Genomic DNA, 17195 nt, shown 5'->3' on the forward strand with positions numbered 1-17195 from the left:
TTGTATGAGACGTAAATCAACAATTTAAAGTTTGTTAAATGCATCATTAACTACAGTTTAATTGATTGATTATACTAAATTTTTCTAATTCCATTTTAAGCTGTTGATTCTCAGTTTTTAAATCTAAGACTTCAGCTTCTAACTCCTGATTTGATTTTTTATTAATGCTAGATATCATAACTTGCTTACGATTTTCTAGCGAGAACCATCGTTGATACACTCTCGTATGCATTTCTACCGAATGTCCTAAATTGTCTGCTGAAGCTTTAATTGGTAAACCTTGGATATGCGCTCTAATAGCACAAGCGTGTCTTAAATCGTAAGGTTCAAATGGTAAATTTAGAATCCGTCTAAACCAACGAGCATTAGTTTGAACTAAATGTGATAGCTCGTGAAAACTGTTTATCTGTGCTATTTTTAATTTTAGTAAATGAATAGCTTCTGTATTCTTCAATTCAAATAATTCTACCCATGCTGGGATAAAAGGCAAAACTTCCCTATAACCTGTTTTGTTTGATTTATGAACCTTCCAGGTATTATCAGTATTATCATCACTTAAATACCATTCTAAATCTGGTTGATTAAATACCTCACGAGGTCTTAAACCATATGTCGCAATTAATCCAAATACTAACCGATGTAATTGCCAAGAGTTTCTATAATCTTTTCTGACTTTTGTATTTTTACCTTTGATTTGGTATTTTTTAAAAGCTTCTATAATTTCGATATCTGAAGGTATATATCTATCATTGGGAACTACAGGTAACTTTAAATTTGTAAAATCTACTTCTATTCGATGAATTTTGCAAAAAACTCTAGCAACTCGAATTGCTTGGTCACGAGAACTAGGAGAAGTGATATTTTTAATAATTGTAATAATACCTTCACTCGTAACTGGTAAATCTAACTCAAAATACTGTTTGTATCGTTTATATAAATGCCAAAAACTGTGTTCGCTTTTAATTGTTCTCTTTCTAGTACTAAAATACTCATCCTCTAATGTTTCTAGTATCTGCTTGAAAGTCTTTACTTGTTTGCGATCGCCTTTTTGACCTAGATACTTCTCATTCCATTCAAAACATTTCCTTGCAATCAGTTTACCTAATTCGTTTGCTTCTTCTTCAGCGGTTTTTAAACCATGCAAATTTGCGGGAATACCTAAAGATATAAAGTATTGCTTGCGATTTCTGCCCGATTTCTCAATATCTCCAGGTTTTAAGGGAAGAGTCGCTCTTAACTGAAGGGTGTTTCCGACTTTCTTAATACTTACTTTACTTTTACTAGCTTTTAGTCTTGTATTTATATCTGTAAGCAGTTCTTCAATCTTTTTTTCCATATATTCCCGTGTTGCTTTGACTTGATTTTGCGTACCCATGTAGCTTCCATCGGTACTTGCTGGAACTTCAAAATCATTAAATAAATCCTCTTGATGCACCTGTCTCATCCTAAATATGCCCTAAAAAATAACTGCTTATAGCGAACATCTCAGCTAGTAAAGATTGCTCTCTATAAACAGTTTAGGGTATATTTACTTTAAAGATAAACCATATTTTTAATCGGACCCCAGACCACACCCTTGGAACCTGCATATGAACATCCACGAGAGGTCATTACCCCAGGAAGAGACTTGACGTTGGATTTAACACCACAATCACTCTTGCCTTCTTCATGAACGTTAAGGTGCTTAGCACGTCTTTTCTTCGCTTTCTCAGGATAAGCTTCTAAGACTTCCTCAACTAGCTGTTTTCTTTCTTCGACGGTGTTCTTTTTGTCTGCGGGTGACATAAACTTTCTGCCTTTTTTACTACTGGTAACTACTGGGGATTTCAGGACTCGTAATAGATTAAAGCCTTTTGTAGAAGGTAAAGGGTAAAACACTAGTTCTACCTTTACCTTTGCCGCGCTCTACATCATTTACTATTAGGTAGCAGGAACTTCTTCTGCTTTTTTACCAATGATGTCTGCGTGCTTGGTATCGTCATCTAAGATACCGAATTCAACAAGAAGTGCTTCTAATTCGTCCATTTCCAAAGGTGTAGGAATGGTAAGATTTTTGTTGTTGATGATTTTTTCAGCTAAGGTAGCGTACTCTTTAGCTTGCTTGCTGTCAGGTGCGTACTCGTTAACAGTCATACGACGCAATTCAGCGTGCTGTACAATGTTGTCGCGAGGTACGAAGTGAATCATTTGAGTGTTCAAACGTGCAGCCAAGGTTTCGATAAGATCGGTTTCTCTATCAACGTTACGGCTGTTACAAATCAAGCCACCCAAACGTACACCACCGGAATGAGCGTACTTAAGAACACCACGAGCGATGTTGTTAGCAGCATACATTGCCATCATCTCACCAGAGGTAACGATGTAGATTTCTTGCGCTTTACCTTCACGAATAGGCATAGCGAAACCGCCACTTTCCGCTATGTACCACTAAAAGTTTAATGGAGCATTTTTTTTAGGGAAGGCTTATATAACTCACGAGTAATTGTATAGACACTATTTTGCGTAATGCCAATCTTGAAGGATGTATGGGAGATATTTAACGTTTTCTTCAACTTGATCGCGCTAATATCATTCCCCGATACATATTCATCCCGCAGGTAAACGGATATTCCCCCGGTTTATCGGGAGTAAATTCCACCGCAGTCACTTGATTAAGAATTAAATCTTGAGCAATGTGAAAATCTGGAACTAACACTTTTTCCAAACAACTATTAGCATCTCGACGCAAAAAGTTGAGTCTCACCCTTTGTCCTGCTTCCACAACAACTTGACTCGGTTCGTAACCTCCATCTACAGTAATGGTAATTTCCTGTATATCCTTATTTCTATTAGCCTGAACCGCTTTAGATTTACTTAAAAGAAACCACCATAACTCCAACCCAATCAAACCGATACCACCCAAAGTAACCGCAATTTTTAACCCCAAAGGTTGCTCAATGCGTTGAAATTGGGCGTTTTCTTGAGAAACAGGCATTTCGACAGATTTTTGAGCCAAAGCCGTCCCTGAAGCAACGGATAGAAAAAATCCCACCCCAGCAAGACTTGTGAAAATCTTCTTCTTGTTAAACATAAATAAATTACCTCCTACATGAATTAACCTCAGCGAACCTTTGCGCTAACCTCCGCGCACCTTTGCGTTAAAAAAACACCTCTCCCCCTCATCCCTTCAACTTAAAATTACGTAACCGTAAAGCATTCGTCACCACCGAAACCGAACTAAAAGCCATCGCACCCCCCGCAATAATCGGGTTTAATAACCAGCCAAATATGGGAAACAAAATTCCCGCAGCGATGGGAATACCCAAAACGTTGTAGAAAAATGCAAAAAACAAATTCTGACGAATATTATTCATAGTCGCACGACTCAACTTAATTGCCGTGATAATCGATCGCAAATCTCCCGAAATTAAAGTGATGTCACTTGCTGCGATCGCCACATCTGTTCCGGTACCAATTGCCATTCCCACATCTGCTTGTGCTAAGGCTGGAGCATCGTTTATCCCATCTCCCACCATTGCCACAATTTTACCTTCTTTTTGCAAAGACTTGATAACTGCCGCTTTTTGATCTGGTCGAACTTCCGCAAATACCCGGTCAATACCAACTTCACTAGCGATCGCTTCTGCTGTGGGACGGTTATCTCCGGTCAACATTACTACTTCTAAACCTAACTTACGCATGACTCTTACTGCTTCAGTGGAGGTAGCTTTAAGAGTATCCGCAATTCCCATCAAACCTTCAACTTCCCCATCCACTGCAATCCAAATTACAGTTTGTCCCAGGGATTCCCAACTCTGTTTCTGCTCGGCAAACATATCGGTATTAATTCCTTCTTCCGATAGCCAGCGTTTTGTACCAACTTGCACAAATCTATCCGAAACATATCCTTGAACACCACTTCCAGCAACTGCTTCAAAATTATGAGGCTCCGTCAATTCAACACCTTGAGCCTCAGCATATCTAACTACAGCTTCCGCTAAAGGATGTTCGGAATTGCGCTCAAGTGCGGCTGCTAATCTAATCAACTTCAACTCATTTTGATTCGCAGTTCCACGTACTGTCACAAAGTTGGTAACGGTGGGTTTCCCTTCTGTCAACGTCCCCGTTTTATCCAAAACAATCGTCTGGATTTTATGAGCGAGTTCCAAACTTTCCGCGCCTTTAATCAAAATACCATTTTCAGCACCTTTACCCGTACCCACCATTACCGATGTCGGAGTTGCTAAACCCAAAGCACAGGGACAAGCGATAATCAAAACCCCCACAGTGGTAATTAAAGCAAGGCTAATATTACCCATGAAATTAAACCAAATGACAAAAGTAAAAATGGCGATCGCAATTACCACCGGGACAAACCACCCCGTCACCTGGTCTGCTAATCTTTGAATCGGAGCTTTACTTCCTTGCGCTTGTCTAACTAACTGCACAATTTGCGACAGTACGGTATCTTTTCCTACTCTTGTCGCCTTAAACTTAAAGCTACCAGTTTTATTAATTGTCGCGCCGATTACCTCATCACCGGGCTGCTTTTTGACGGCTACGCTTTCCCCCGTCACCATTGCTTCATCAATAGTGGAAGTACCTTCTACGACTTCTCCATCTACAGGTATTTTCTCACCCGGACGTACTAAAATTATGTCATCAAGCTCAACATCTTGAATCGGAACATCTACTTCCTTACCGTTGCGAATCACACGAGCATCCCTAGCCTGTAAACCAATTAACTTGCGAATTGCGTCACTAGTTTGTCCTTTAGCGCGATTCTCGAAAAGCTGTCCTAACAGAATCAAGGTAATTACAACGGCAGCAGTTTCATAATATACCTCCGGCATCAACCCTTGATTGATAAAGAAATCGGGAAATACGCTTGCAAACAGCGAATAGAAAAACGCCGCCGAAGTACCCAAGCAAATCAGGGTATCCATTGTGGCTCCGTGACGCTTCAACGCTTTCCAAGCCCCAACATAGAACCCGTAACCGCACCAAAACTGTACGGGTGCGGTTAGTGCTAACTGCAACCAGGGGTTATGCAACCATGCTGGGATGAAGGGTAAATTCAACCCGGTCATCATTGGTAATGAGCCAATAATTAGCAAAGCACTAATGACCCCTCCCACTATTAACTTACGAATCAAATCGCGGGATTCGGCTTTACGAGCAGCTTTATCCTCGTCATCTTCCCCAGTAATCATTTCCTGTTCTTGTAGGGGAGTAGCACTGTATCCAGCCGCATCAACTGCATCTTGAATCTGCTTTATATCAGTTTTTTGGGGATTGTATTTAACAGTAGCTTGTTCGGCACCGAAATTAACATTACATTCGCTAACTCCAGGAACCGAACTAATAGCTTCTTCGATGCTGTTAGCACAGGAAGCACAACTCATGCCTCTTAGTTTAAGGGTAGTGGTATCCATAATTAGTAAAGCGGAATCGCTTTTCGTACATTTTTATTGCAAGTAATTTACTCTTATAGATCGTATGCTAAACCCTCTAGTGGACTAGAGAGTCAAGTAGTAAAGTAAAAATATATTTTTTGAAATTAAAAGTAGATTACATATCAAGTAACGTTACAAATATTTAAGTACCAGCGACGGTAGGATTTTATTAATCATAAAAATAAATATAAATAAATATTGATTATAAGAATATATTGTAAAAGTTATCAATAGCATTTACATCTTTCTTCAGAGTTAAAAAAAATTTCTATCTTTAGATTTAAGACTATTTCATCCTGATTTCATATTTATGTGCGTTTACGCTTTTATAGAGAAGAAAGTGATTTATTTTAAATATAATTAATATTTTAAGAGTTGCTAGTTATTTAAAATTTTTCAGAGGAACATTCAACTTTTTAAATGCCTTGATTTTTTATGAATTAATTAAATAGCGATCGCAACGAATAAATTCTTTTTTTTAAAGTTAGTAATAAATAAGAGCAATCGCTTATATTCCAATAAAAAAATAGCTGGATTCAACAAATAAAATCCAGCCAATATTTACAAATTATTTACCAATCATTTAATGATTAGATATTATAGTTTTTCAACAGATGTAATAGTTTTTTCAAGCGACTGTAATTCTGGCAAAACCTCTTCTTTACTGGGTTTAGAAGCTTTGAGTTGTCCCTCAATTTTATCCATGCTTTCTTCGATCGCTTTGTAGTTTTCTGGAGACTTAGCTTTGATTCCATCTTCAACGGGTTTCCAGGAATCCTCAAATTTATCAAACTCGGTCTTAGCTTTGGCAAAATCACCAGCTTCTACAGCGCTTTTAGTGTTGTTAACAACGTTGAGTAAACCTTGACCTGTTTGCTCGGTAGATGTAGTAGCTGTTTGAGATGCAGGACTGACATCGGGTGACGTTTCAACAGCAGATTGTTCACCATTGCTGCATCCAGCTAAAGTCAGAAAGCTAATTGCAGTCACAATAAACGCAATTTTAGGGTTAAACATAAATAAACTCAAAATATCTACATCAAAATCATAGGACATTGAAAGTAAAAAACTCGGAAAGAGCTAATCCAATATTGTCTTCTTTCCGAATTCTTTACCTCTATCGTTGTAATATCGGATTTAGGTATTTGTATTACGAGCAATTTTTTTGAGATTAATTTCGGTTTATATGTGAAATATTTAATTGACAAACTTATTTTTATTAGATAGCTATCATGAAACGTGCTTTTCGTAAATATCACCGTGCGATCGCTCTGATTATATCCTTACCTGTAGCTTTAACTGTTATAACTGGAATGATTGTGACGATGGTTGGTGAATGGGGTATAAATATCGGATTAACTCGCGGTTTTCTGCTGAGTCTTCATACGGGAGAAATTTTTCATCTCCAGGGAATTTACCCGATTTTAAATGGATTGGGATTAATCGGACTGTTGGTGACGGGTTTAAGTATGTCGGGTTTGTTTGATAAAAAGAAGCAGAGAACCGATTAAATCAAAACAAGTACTATTTTTGATCTGCTTGCATTTGTAAAAGTGCTGGTACCGTTACAAAACTATATCCTTGGGCTTTAAGTTTACTAATAATCTGTGGTAAAGCTGCTACAGTTCGTAAACGACTTCCACCTCCATCATGCATCAATACGATACCACCAGGTTTTGCTTGCTTCATTACCCGATTTATGATTCCTGGAACAGAAAGATGACTGTAGTCAGTTGAGTCATCCGACCACATAATAACTGTATAGTTATGCTTTTTCGCATAATCAACTACACCATTGGTCATTATTCCTCCTGGTGGTCTAAATATATTAGTCTTTATACCAGTTACTTTATAGATTAGGTCTGCGGTAGTTTCGATTTCCTGACCCGCAACTTTTTGGTTCATTTTATGATAATAATGATGCCAGGTATGATTGCCAATTGCGTGTCCTTCTGCTACAACTCGCTTTCCTGGTGCGGGGAAATTCTTCAATGAATTCCCTAGCATAAAGAATGTTGCTTTAATATTATTTTGTTTGAGAATATCTAAAATTTTATCTGTATTTTTATTCCAAGGTCCATCATCAAAAGTTAAAGCAATAACTTTCTTGTTTTTATCTAGTTTACCTGCTTTAAAAACTGCACCTTGGAACTGCTTTGGAATACTATAAACTAAACCTTGTGCTTGTGCTTGTGCTTCCCAACTATCTAACATTGCCAGCTTTAGTTTTTCTACAGATTCTTGTGCATTCGTTTTAGCATTTTCTTGTTGTGCAAAATTCTTGTCATTCGCAGATGCAAATGATATTGATGATACAACAACTGCGGATACAATCATTAAGAAAAACCAGAATCTTGGCTTCCGCAAGAAAGAGACATTGTTTCTCATATCTAATCCTTAGTAATAAATATAGTTTGTGTTGTCGATTTAGCTGGATAAATTACCAAAAAATATAATTAAAATTAGCTACGTAAACTATAGTCTCACAAGGTAAAGAAGTCGGAAAGAGAATATTGTTCCTTTAAGTTAATCAGTAACAGTTGGTAGAGTGACCTGAAAAGAACTCCCAATACCAAGTTGACTGCTTACAGTAATTTCTCCTCCGTGGTTACTTGCAATTGTTTGAGCAATAGCTAATCCTAAACCCAAACCACCCGAACGTCTACTTCTAGCTTTATCTGCTCTCCAAAAACGGTTGAAAATTAAGGGAATATCTTCAGGAGTAATACCAATTCCTGTATCTTGAATATCTACAACAACAAAGTTCTCGTAGTTTAGCAAAGAAACACTTACACTTCCACCAGGAGATGTATATTGCAAAGCATTTTCTAATAAGTTAGAAAACAAGCGTTTTAATCCAGCGACATCACCCTTAACAAATACTTCTGAGTTAATTTCCGCTTTCAGGTTGATTCCCTTGATTTCAGCTTGCGATCGCAATAATTCGACTAAATCTTCCAACAATTCATCTAGGGGAATTAATACCCACTCATCAGTATTTGTTGGTAATCGATCTGTTCGAGCTAGTAAAAGCAAATCTTCAACTAAACGAGTCATTTGATTCGTCCCAGATGCAATTGAGTGAAGTTTTTTAACATCCGCAGGGTGAATTCTTTTTGGATGACTGATCATGACATCAACTGAGGTTTTAATTGCAGTTAAGGGACTACGTAACTCATGAGAAGCATCTGCGGTAAATTGTTTTAATTTTTCAAAGCTTTGTTCAACTGGTTTTAAAGATTGTTTTGTTAAGTACCAGCTACCTATACCACCAAGAATCAAAGCGATTATCCCACCGCAACTTAATCCCCAAAGTAATCGATTCAATTCTGCTTCTAAATCTTGAATTGATTTGCTTACCCGAATATATCCTTGAACCTTTTTCTTACTTTGATCCGCATAAATTGTCACGGTGATACTGCGAAGTTTTCCATATTGTTGAGTGTGATAATCAAGTCGTAAAGGTGTAATCGGAACATGACTACCAGCTTGACCTAATAGTAAACCTTTGGTATCAAACCATTCTACACCCTGACGATTTTCACGTAAATCCTGCCAAGGAATATCTAAATCACCATCATTATCTAAAATGCGAGGAGTCTTACTATTAATTAATTTATTATTTGTTTTAATTTGTTCTAAACTATGAGCCGCTGCATCAGCTAAATTTAACATTTGCTGGTCTAACTGGTAATATAAGTTATAGGCAATAAATCGATAAACTGCGAAAGTCGATATACTAAAAATGCCCAAGATTACACTTAAACAAGAAAATAATAACCTTCTCCGTAAAGCTTGAAACATACATTATAATAATGCCGAGATAATTAAAAAAAATTTTTACTAAACTTCCCATTACCAATTCCCCATTCCCAATTCCCCATTCCCAATTCCCAATTCCCAATTCTCTTAAATACTTTGTTTCAAATGATATCCTAACCCATAAACTGTTTCAATAAAATCAGCAGATGCTCCAGCTAATTTTAACTTTTGTCGCAAACTTCTAATATGAACTTTCACCGTTTCTTCTCCTGGTGGTTCTTCAAAAGACCATAACACTTCCAAAATTTGGTTGCGGTTAAATGTCCGATGACTATGACGTAAAAATAATTCTAAAATTCGATATTCTGTAGGTGTTAAGTGTAGATTTTTTTCCTGATAAGTCACCTCACAATTATTAGGATTTAGACGCAAATTTTCCCATTCTAATATAGGAGGCAATATTGTATTTACTCGTCTAAGTAAAGCACGAATGCGAGCCATTAATTCTTGCAAATCAAAAGGTTTTACTACATAATCATCGGCTCCCGCATCTAATCCAATAACTTTATCAGTACTGGTATCTTTTGCGGTTAACATCAAAATCGGCATAGAATAACTTTTTTGCCGCAGTTGACGACACAGCGTTACACCGTCCACCTTGGGTAACATCAAATCTAGCACCACTAATTCATAAGCAAAAGCTTCAGCAAAATCCCACCCTTGTTGACCATCGTAAGCAACATCAACAACGTAATTCTTATCCCTGAGCGCTTCTGCTAGTGCTTCCGCAATGCGATCGTCATCCTCTACTAATAGAATCTTCACTGATTTTTATTGAGATTTTCTAAACCTTTTAAACTATAATTCAAGTCTCCCCAATACACCTGATGAATGAACATTTGTTCAAACTTGGCTATAATGATTATCAGTATCACTATTTCTTTCTAAATCGCTAAATAGCGAAAAATAGAGTTTTTTTGTCGTAGATATGCCTAAACCAACTAAATCGAAGCAGCCTTTATTAAATCTTGATTCACCTAGCTGCGATTCTCGTGAAGTTCACCTAGATAGCGTCCGTCAGGTTCAGCCAGAAATTATACCCACAGAAAAAGCCCAGCGGATGGCTGATTTTTTTGGAACCCTTGCAGATCCACACCGATTACGTCTACTTTCGGCTTTAGCAAAACAGGAGTTATGTGTTTGCGATTTAGCCGCATCTGTAAAGATGAGTGAATCCGCAGTTTCCCATCAACTCAGAATTTTGCGTACTATGCGTTTGGTTAAATATCGTCGTGAAGGACGCAATGTTTATTATAGTTTGGCGGATAATCACGTTATTAATATCTACCACGAAGTCGCTACCCACATCGATGAACCGCAAGTTTAGCTGGAGTTGATTAAAATTATTCGGTAAACCTTGAACAAATAACTTAATCTTCAATAATATATGAATAGTTATTCAGTTGTAGAATAGTTCATATATATTGAGGTAATAAATAATGGCATCACATTCTGGTTGTTGTGCTTCGGATAATGAACATGATGAGCATAATCACGGTCATAGTCATGGTGAATTCAGCCTGAAGCGCGAAATTACCCCTGTTGCGGTGTCGATGATTTTATTTGTGTTGGGATTAATTTTCTATGAACCTTTGCACAACACTCCTTTTTCTATCGGTGAGTATTTAGTTTTCATCCCAGCTTATCTGGTGAGTGGTTGGAGGGTGTTAACTACAGCCGGACGTAATATCTTGCGTGGTAAAATATTTGACGAAAACTTCTTGATGACGATCGCCACATTAGGAGCGATTGCGATTCACCAAATTCCTGAAGCTGTAGCGGTGATGCTGTTTTTCCAAGTCGGGGAGTTATTTCAGGACTTTTCAGTAAGTCGCTCTCGCAGATCGATCAAATCGCTATTAGAAATACGTCCAGACTCAGCTAATTTGAAAATTAATGGTGAAGTTAAACAAGTTTCCCCCGAAAGCGTCCAAGTTGGGGATGTAATTGTAGTCAAACCGGGTGAGAAAATTCCTTTGGACGGTGAAATTATTGATGGTACATCTCAAATAGACACCTCTGCTTTAACGGGTGAATCCGTACCGCGAACCGTTGAAATCGGGAAAACTGTGTTAGCAGGAACAATAAATAAATCAGGAGTTTTAACCGTAAAAGTCACCAAGTTATTTGCAGAATCTTCAATTTCTAAAATTCTGCATTTAGTAGAAAATGCCAGCAGTAAAAAAGCTCCTACGGAAAAATTTATTACCCGCTTTGCTAAGTATTACACCCCTGTAGTAGTTTTCTTATCTTTAGCAGTAGCTATATTACCGCCATTATTTATACCTGGTGCAACTTCCGCACAGTGGGTTTATCGTGCCTTGGTTTTGCTGGTAATTTCTTGCCCCTGTGGATTAGTTATAAGTATTCCTTTGGGTTATTTCGGCGGAGTTGGTGGTGCTGCGAAAAGAGGTATACTAGTTAAAGGATCGACATTTCTCGATACTCTTACCGCCGTTGAAACCGTTGTATTTGATAAAACTGGAACTTTGACTCAAGGGGTTTTTCAGGTAAATCAAATTGTTCCTAAAAACGGCTTTAGTAAGACAGATTTACTGACAATTGCGGCAAAACTAGAATCTCAATCTAACCATCCGATCGCGAAATCAATTGTATCCGCATTCGGTGATGTTGATACATCAGATATAACAGATTATCAGGAAATTCCCGGACATGGAGTCCGAGGAAAAATTGGTAATCAAATCGCGATCGCAGGTAATGACCGTTTGCTGCATCGAGAGAATATTGCACATGATGTATGCTCGGCTGAGGGTACGGTAGTTCATGTTGCGGTGGATGGGGTTTATGCAGGCAGAATTATTATTGCCGATCGCTTAAAAGATGATGCAGTAGAAGCGATTCACAAGTTAAAACAAATTGGTGTCAAGCAAATCGTGATGCTGACGGGAGATAATATGGCGATCGCTCAAAATATTGCTCAACAACTGCATATAGATTATTATTTTGCAGAGTTATTACCCGAAGAGAAAGTTGAAGCAATCGAAAAGTACCTGCGTCAATCTGGAAACAAGAAAGTTGTATTTGTTGGAGACGGAATTAACGACGCACCCGTAATTGCGAGGGCTGATGTAGGTATAGCAATGGGAGCCTTGGGTTCAGATGCAGCAATTGAGACAGCCGATGTGGTGCTGATGACAGATGGTCTTTCTAAGGTAGCTGAAGCAATTCAGGTGAGTAAAAAAACTCATAAAATTGTTTGGCAAAATATCATTTTGGCAATGATCATTAAGGGTTTATTTATTGTGTTGGGTATCTTTGGTGTAGCAAGCTTGTGGGAAGCTGTGTTTGCAGATGTTGGTGTAGCGCTGCTGGCAATTTTGAATGCAGGTAGGGTTTTGAGAGCAGATTAAAAAGTTCAAAAATTTAGATTACTCCTATACCTCTGTAAAATTACTTATCTCTCTTTACTTCTTTCCTCCGCGCAAGGTTTTTTTCTTGGTAATCTTCTCGCAGGAAGGGAGTAATTTATTGGATTATAAAAAGGAAATGTTGGGAAAAACTATTGACCCAGATGCTCAAATAGAATTTTAATTCCTAACAAAATTAAGACTAAACCACCAATTACTTCAATTCTATTCTTAAAGAAATCACCAAAACTATGCCCAACATAAACCGAAATAAAGCAAATGCCAAATGTAATTAAACCGACTAAACCCGCTGCTGATAGAATTGAAGTTTTTAACACCGATAAGCTAATACCTACAGCCAATGCATCAATACTAGTAGCAATAGCTAATCCTAAAAGATGGTAAGAATCAAGAGGATTAAAAGTTTTATCCTTTTCGACCTGCATCGATTCATAAATGAGTTTGCCACCCAAAAAAGACAACAGACCAAAAGCAATCCAATGGTCTATTTGCGACAGCACTTCTCTAAAACTAAGTCCAATTAACCAGCCACTAAAAAGCATTAATCCTTGGAAAATACCAAAAAACAAGGCTATTTTTAAAGCTTTATTGATTTTAATATGTTTAATCGCCATCCCACTACTAAGAGAAACAGCACAAGCATCAGCAGCCAAGCCTAATCCCATTAAAACCGTTTCCATAATTTATTAAAAATAAAAAATAAACAACTAGATATTTAACTATAACCTGTTTTAAATATGATTGATTATCATAGTTTTATCATTTTATATTCACATATTTTTCATATTTGTGTCATCTTAGTTATTTTTTAACTGCATCATGTTTCGGCAATTTAACTGAACGAATAATAATCGCTTTTAATATATATTAGTAATTTTTATATAGTCAGCCCTAATTATTAAAAAATACCAAGTAGGTCTGCCCAAGCAAAGTTCTGATTTCTTGGACACAAAATTCTGTTCTCCCTCTGCTCCCTATTCTTTTTTAAATATATATGTACTACAATATATTTAAAAGCTAAAATAATCGTTTTAAATCTAACTATATATGCACAGTAGCAGCAGAAACTCTCAATCCCAGGGTACTATTTACAGACATGGCGACGTTCTGCTGAGTGCGATCGCAATTTTACCATCGGGAGTCCAAAAACGTACAGGTGTTACTTTGGCGAGCGGTGAAGTCACGGGACACAGCCATCGTATTCAGCAACAAGATGCCGTCCAGCTATGGGTACGCGGTAACGAGCTTTTTTTGGAAGTGAAAGAAGCTGCTAGATTAATTCATGAAGAGCATCGAGCGATCGAATTGCCTCAAGGTGTTTACCGGGTTTGGAAGCAACGCGAATATCGTCCCGACGCTTATGTGGAGGTAGAAGATTAATGCGAACTATGATGTCAAATGGGCGCGTACCGAGAAGATCGGTCAAGCAGTTAGCGAGTGAAAGTAACGAACCCGTAGCTCCCGAACGCGCTCGAAAACTGATCCTCGAACATCGTGCTTGGGATGGTATGCGGGTTAATGGTCATTTAGATTTAAGCGGTGCGTCGCAGCTTTACAATTTACCGGAAAACCTGACCTGTGAGACTCTTGATATCAGTGATTGTGCGAACTTAACTAATCTTCCTCAAGGTCTTCATGTTACCCACTGGATTGAATTAGCTGAAAGCGGGATTAGGGGTTTGGGAGCGGGACATGGGTTTGTGTTGCGCTTTCGGGGTGTGCGGGTGAATGACCGTATTGCCTTTGAGTCGGATTCTATCACGGGACAGGATATTCTGAATGTAGAAAATATCGAATTGCGTCGCGTACTAATTGAGCGTTTGGGGTACGAGACATTTTTGCAGCAAGTAGGAGGATTGATACGCGATCGCGATCAAGATGCGGGGGGAGAACGTCAACTTGTCTACATTCCTTTTGAAGATGATGAAGCTCTGATGATTTTGAAGGTGATTTGTCCATCTACAGGACATACTCATGTATTGCGGGTTCCTCCTTATATGCGGAGTTGTCATCAAGCAGCTGCTTGGGTGGCTGGGTTTAATAATCCGGATGATTATCATCCTTTGATTGAAGCTTGATTTATTAATTACTCTTTTCCCGGCAAAAGATTACTGATAAAAAAAAACCTTACTAGACACGGAGAGCGCAAAGGAAAGAGATCGAGAGAAATTGCTTTGACGATTTCATACTGTTGGAGACGTAGCAGTGCTACGTCTCTACAAAATCAATTGGTGGTCACAGGTTGCACAAAACGCTTGATTTCACCACAAGCGATGTAAGATTTGCCATCAGGGGCTGTTTTTATTTCGTCAACAACGTAAAGCATTCCTTCTTCACGAACTGAGCGAGGAAAACGCATATTCCAATCGGGTTCATATCCATCAGAAACCACCCTAGCACGTAACTTTTTACCGTCTTGAATGCACTGAACGAGAACTCCATTATTTGCACTGTCGGTGGTCGGAAGGTCAGCAGCGGTATCAGGTGCTTTGGAGGCTTTACCATTACTAACTGACTTCGATCTGGTGGGAGCAACAAAATTATCGGCTTCACCGGGTTTAGCAAAGCGGTTTATTTTACCACGGATGCGGTAGAAACTACCATTAGATGAAAGTTCTAATCCTTCAACAATATAGCTCGCTCCTTCAGCACGAATTGAGCGGGGAAATTGAATATTTTTAGTTGAATCATAACCATCTGATTTGACTTTTACTCGCAGTTTACCTGCTTCGCGGACGCAGTATAGTTCAACACCAGAACCGGCTTCAGTGACTGTGGGCATGGCGTATACTTCGGCACCAGCAGTTACACCACGACCAACTAAATCGCTACGGTTGCGGGTCATTGCTTGATAAGTCTGGTCTCGCAATTCTTTACGTCCGGCATTTCCTAAAGCTTTTTGAGCAATCTGCTGGGCAAAATATTCGAGTTGGTCTATCTCTTCAGCAATTTCAAAATTCTCGTTTAAGCCTTTATTTCGCAAGTTTTCGACGAGCGATCGCAGAGCTTGTTCGGCTTGGGTATGTTTACCATGCTCTGCTAAATCGAGAGCAGTTTCTTTGACTTTAGCAATAGTTAAGCGGCTCAAGTCAAGCATGACATCACTTGAAGAAGCAAAAGCCGATTCCTCCACCGTACCAACTTTCGCGATCGCGTCTAATGTACCTGAAACGCTTTGAATCACGTCATTTTGCACCACATCAGCAGTGTAATGCAGCTTCATTATGGGTAAGTCACCTATTGGAGCAGAAGCAATATCGAGACTCAAGCCTAAAAGCTTGTCTTCACCTTCGTAAAGTTCCCCCAAGCTAATCACAGTTTGACCGCTATTATTGCGATCGACTTTAGCAAGACTTAAGGTATCAACCAGATTTACACCATCAGCTAACTCTAATGTGACTGTAAGATTTTGACCTACAACTGCTCTGAGACTATCTAACTCAATGCTAAAAACTTCACTTGCTTCGTCAATACTTTGAATAAAATAAAAGTTGCCATTAGCAGCTCTTGCCATTCCAATTAATAAATCTTCATTAAAACCTTGACCAAAACCTAATGTAGTTGTATTGATACCTTCTTCAGCCTTTTGTCCTGCTGTTGTCGTCAGTATTTTGGGGTCTTGAATACCCATATTTGCATGACCATCGGTCAGGAGAAGAACGCGGTTAATTTTTTGGGTATCGAGTTGATTTTTGACATATTCGCAACCTTTGAGCCATCCACCAGATAAATTAGTAATACCTCCGGCTCTAACTCTGCCGATCGCTTTTTTTAATGCAGACTTATCATTTACGGGCTGGGGTGCGATGACGGTATCCACGCGATCGTCGTAAACAACTACTGAAAGAACATCATTTTTTTCGAGTTGATCTACTACAGATTCAGCAGCTTTAAGTGCATGATGTAAGGGGGAACCTGCCATAGAACCCGAACGGTCAATTACCAAGGAAAGATTGAGGTTACGTCGGGGAGATTCAGATGCTTCAGTAGCACGAAAGCGCAGCAACAGGTTAACGTTTAGTGAGTTTCCTGCGGGTAGGATAGCTGGGTCAAATTCGTAACTTATGTTTATCATGACGGTAACTTATTTTAACTATTAATAAATCTCCTATTTAGGGTACCCAAAGTTTTCATAGAATCTATCTATCGTTTATCAGTGTTTATACGTAAAAAGTGCTAAGTTCTCTTACATAACAGTAAGACCTAAATTATTTGTTAATATTTAAATTATTTACAACTCAATAAATATCTTTATCTATTTCTTTAAGTAATATATATACCAATACCCATCCTAAAATAATCGGAAATATAACAATTAAAGTACGGGGGTCTGACAGTAAAATTTCCATAGTTATGACATGATTTTTACATTGAATGAATTTATGCTATAAGATTTAATTTATAATATAATAAGGCAAAATAAATTGATTAAGCATTATCTAAATATTTTATCAAAAAACTATCTATAAAAATTATTTTTGTTCAAAAAGAGATACTTTTAGGAGTTACGCAACTGGCACATTTTTTCTTGTAGGGTGTGTGACTAGGC

General features: G+C 38.1%; 14 protein-coding genes and 2 pseudogenes. 5 read left to right on the forward strand and 11 right to left on the reverse strand.

The features are described from left to right. Positions 1-46: 46 nt before the first annotated feature. The 6 genes and pseudogenes from VB797_RS14100 to VB797_RS14125 form a co-directional block, all read right to left on the reverse strand. A complete protein-coding gene (locus VB797_RS14100; RefSeq protein ID WP_323238316.1) occupies positions 47-1444 on the reverse strand; it encodes a site-specific integrase in 1398 nt (465 codons plus the stop codon). A gap of 92 nt (positions 1445-1536) precedes the next feature. After that, positions 1537-1785: pseudogene (locus tag VB797_RS14105) on the reverse strand (nitrogenase); the annotation flags it as partial. A gap of 135 nt (positions 1786-1920) precedes the next feature. After that, positions 1921-2409, reverse strand: a pseudogene (gene nifH / locus VB797_RS14110) (nitrogenase reductase); the annotation flags it as partial. Between the two features lie 139 nt (positions 2410-2548). Then, on the reverse strand, positions 2549-3070 hold the full coding sequence (locus VB797_RS14115) for a cupredoxin domain-containing protein (protein WP_323238317.1): 522 nt from the start codon (positions 3068-3070) through the stop codon (positions 2549-2551). 88 nt (positions 3071-3158) lie between these two features. After that, complete coding sequence (locus VB797_RS14120; RefSeq protein ID WP_323238318.1) at positions 3159-5414, reverse strand: heavy metal translocating P-type ATPase; 2256 nt, start codon at positions 5412-5414, stop codon at positions 3159-3161. Between the two features lie 618 nt (positions 5415-6032). Beyond that, positions 6033-6491 carry a DUF4363 domain-containing protein gene (locus tag VB797_RS14125; protein ID WP_323238319.1) on the reverse strand — a complete coding sequence of 153 codons (459 nt, stop codon included), beginning with the start codon at positions 6489-6491 and terminating at the stop codon, positions 6033-6035. 176 nt (positions 6492-6667) lie between these two features. Between VB797_RS14125 and VB797_RS14130 the strand changes: the two genes are divergently transcribed. Continuing rightward, entirely contained in the window at positions 6668-6946 is a 279-nt protein-coding gene (locus VB797_RS14130; protein ID WP_323238320.1) for a peptidase, read from the forward strand. A gap of 13 nt (positions 6947-6959) precedes the next feature. Here VB797_RS14130 and VB797_RS14135 read toward each other — a convergent pair whose 3' ends face one another. The 3 genes from VB797_RS14135 to VB797_RS14145 form a co-directional block, all read right to left on the reverse strand. Further along, entirely contained in the window at positions 6960-7823 is an 864-nt protein-coding gene (locus VB797_RS14135; RefSeq protein ID WP_323238321.1) for a polysaccharide deacetylase family protein, read from the reverse strand. A gap of 138 nt (positions 7824-7961) precedes the next feature. Then, positions 7962-9239: a HAMP domain-containing sensor histidine kinase gene (locus VB797_RS14140; RefSeq protein WP_323238322.1), complete on the reverse strand. Its 1278-nt coding sequence runs from the start codon at positions 9237-9239 to the stop codon at positions 7962-7964. A gap of 105 nt (positions 9240-9344) precedes the next feature. Then, positions 9345-10022: a response regulator transcription factor gene (locus VB797_RS14145; protein WP_323238323.1), complete on the reverse strand. Its 678-nt coding sequence runs from the start codon at positions 10020-10022 to the stop codon at positions 9345-9347. Between the two features lie 163 nt (positions 10023-10185). On the opposite strand from VB797_RS14145, the gene VB797_RS14150 reads away from it, so the two are divergent. Both VB797_RS14150 and VB797_RS14155 read left to right on the forward strand, forming a co-directional pair. Beyond that, on the forward strand, positions 10186-10584 hold the full coding sequence (locus VB797_RS14150; protein WP_323238324.1) for a metalloregulator ArsR/SmtB family transcription factor: 399 nt from the start codon (positions 10186-10188) through the stop codon (positions 10582-10584). Between the two features lie 112 nt (positions 10585-10696). Continuing rightward, entirely contained in the window at positions 10697-12628 is a 1932-nt protein-coding gene (locus tag VB797_RS14155; protein ID WP_323238325.1) for a heavy metal translocating P-type ATPase, read from the forward strand. Between the two features lie 149 nt (positions 12629-12777). Here VB797_RS14155 and VB797_RS14160 read toward each other — a convergent pair whose 3' ends face one another. Further along, entirely contained in the window at positions 12778-13326 is a 549-nt protein-coding gene (locus tag VB797_RS14160; protein ID WP_323238326.1) for a manganese efflux pump MntP family protein, read from the reverse strand. A 367-nt stretch (positions 13327-13693) separates the two neighbouring features. Here VB797_RS14160 and VB797_RS14165 point away from each other — a divergent pair, with 367 nt between their 5' ends. Together VB797_RS14165 and VB797_RS14170 are read left to right on the forward strand one after the other, a co-directional pair. Continuing rightward, a complete protein-coding gene (locus VB797_RS14165; RefSeq protein WP_323238327.1) occupies positions 13694-14026 on the forward strand; it encodes a hypothetical protein in 333 nt (110 codons plus the stop codon). 8 nt (positions 14027-14034) lie between these two features. Further along, the gene (locus VB797_RS14170) at positions 14035-14724 is read left to right on the forward strand and encodes a DUF6745 domain-containing protein (protein ID WP_323238328.1); all 690 of its coding nucleotides are present in this window, start codon (positions 14035-14037) and stop codon (positions 14722-14724) included. 146 nt (positions 14725-14870) lie between these two features. On the opposite strand, the gene VB797_RS14175 is transcribed toward VB797_RS14170, so the two are convergent. Continuing rightward, positions 14871-16721: a vWA domain-containing protein gene (locus VB797_RS14175; RefSeq protein ID WP_323238329.1), complete on the reverse strand. Its 1851-nt coding sequence runs from the start codon at positions 16719-16721 to the stop codon at positions 14871-14873. Positions 16722-17195: the final 474 nt, after the last annotated feature.

It is taken from the genome of Rivularia sp. UHCC 0363 (genome assembly GCF_034931125.1).
GTDB lineage: Bacteria > Cyanobacteriota > Cyanobacteriia > Cyanobacteriales > Nostocaceae > Rivularia.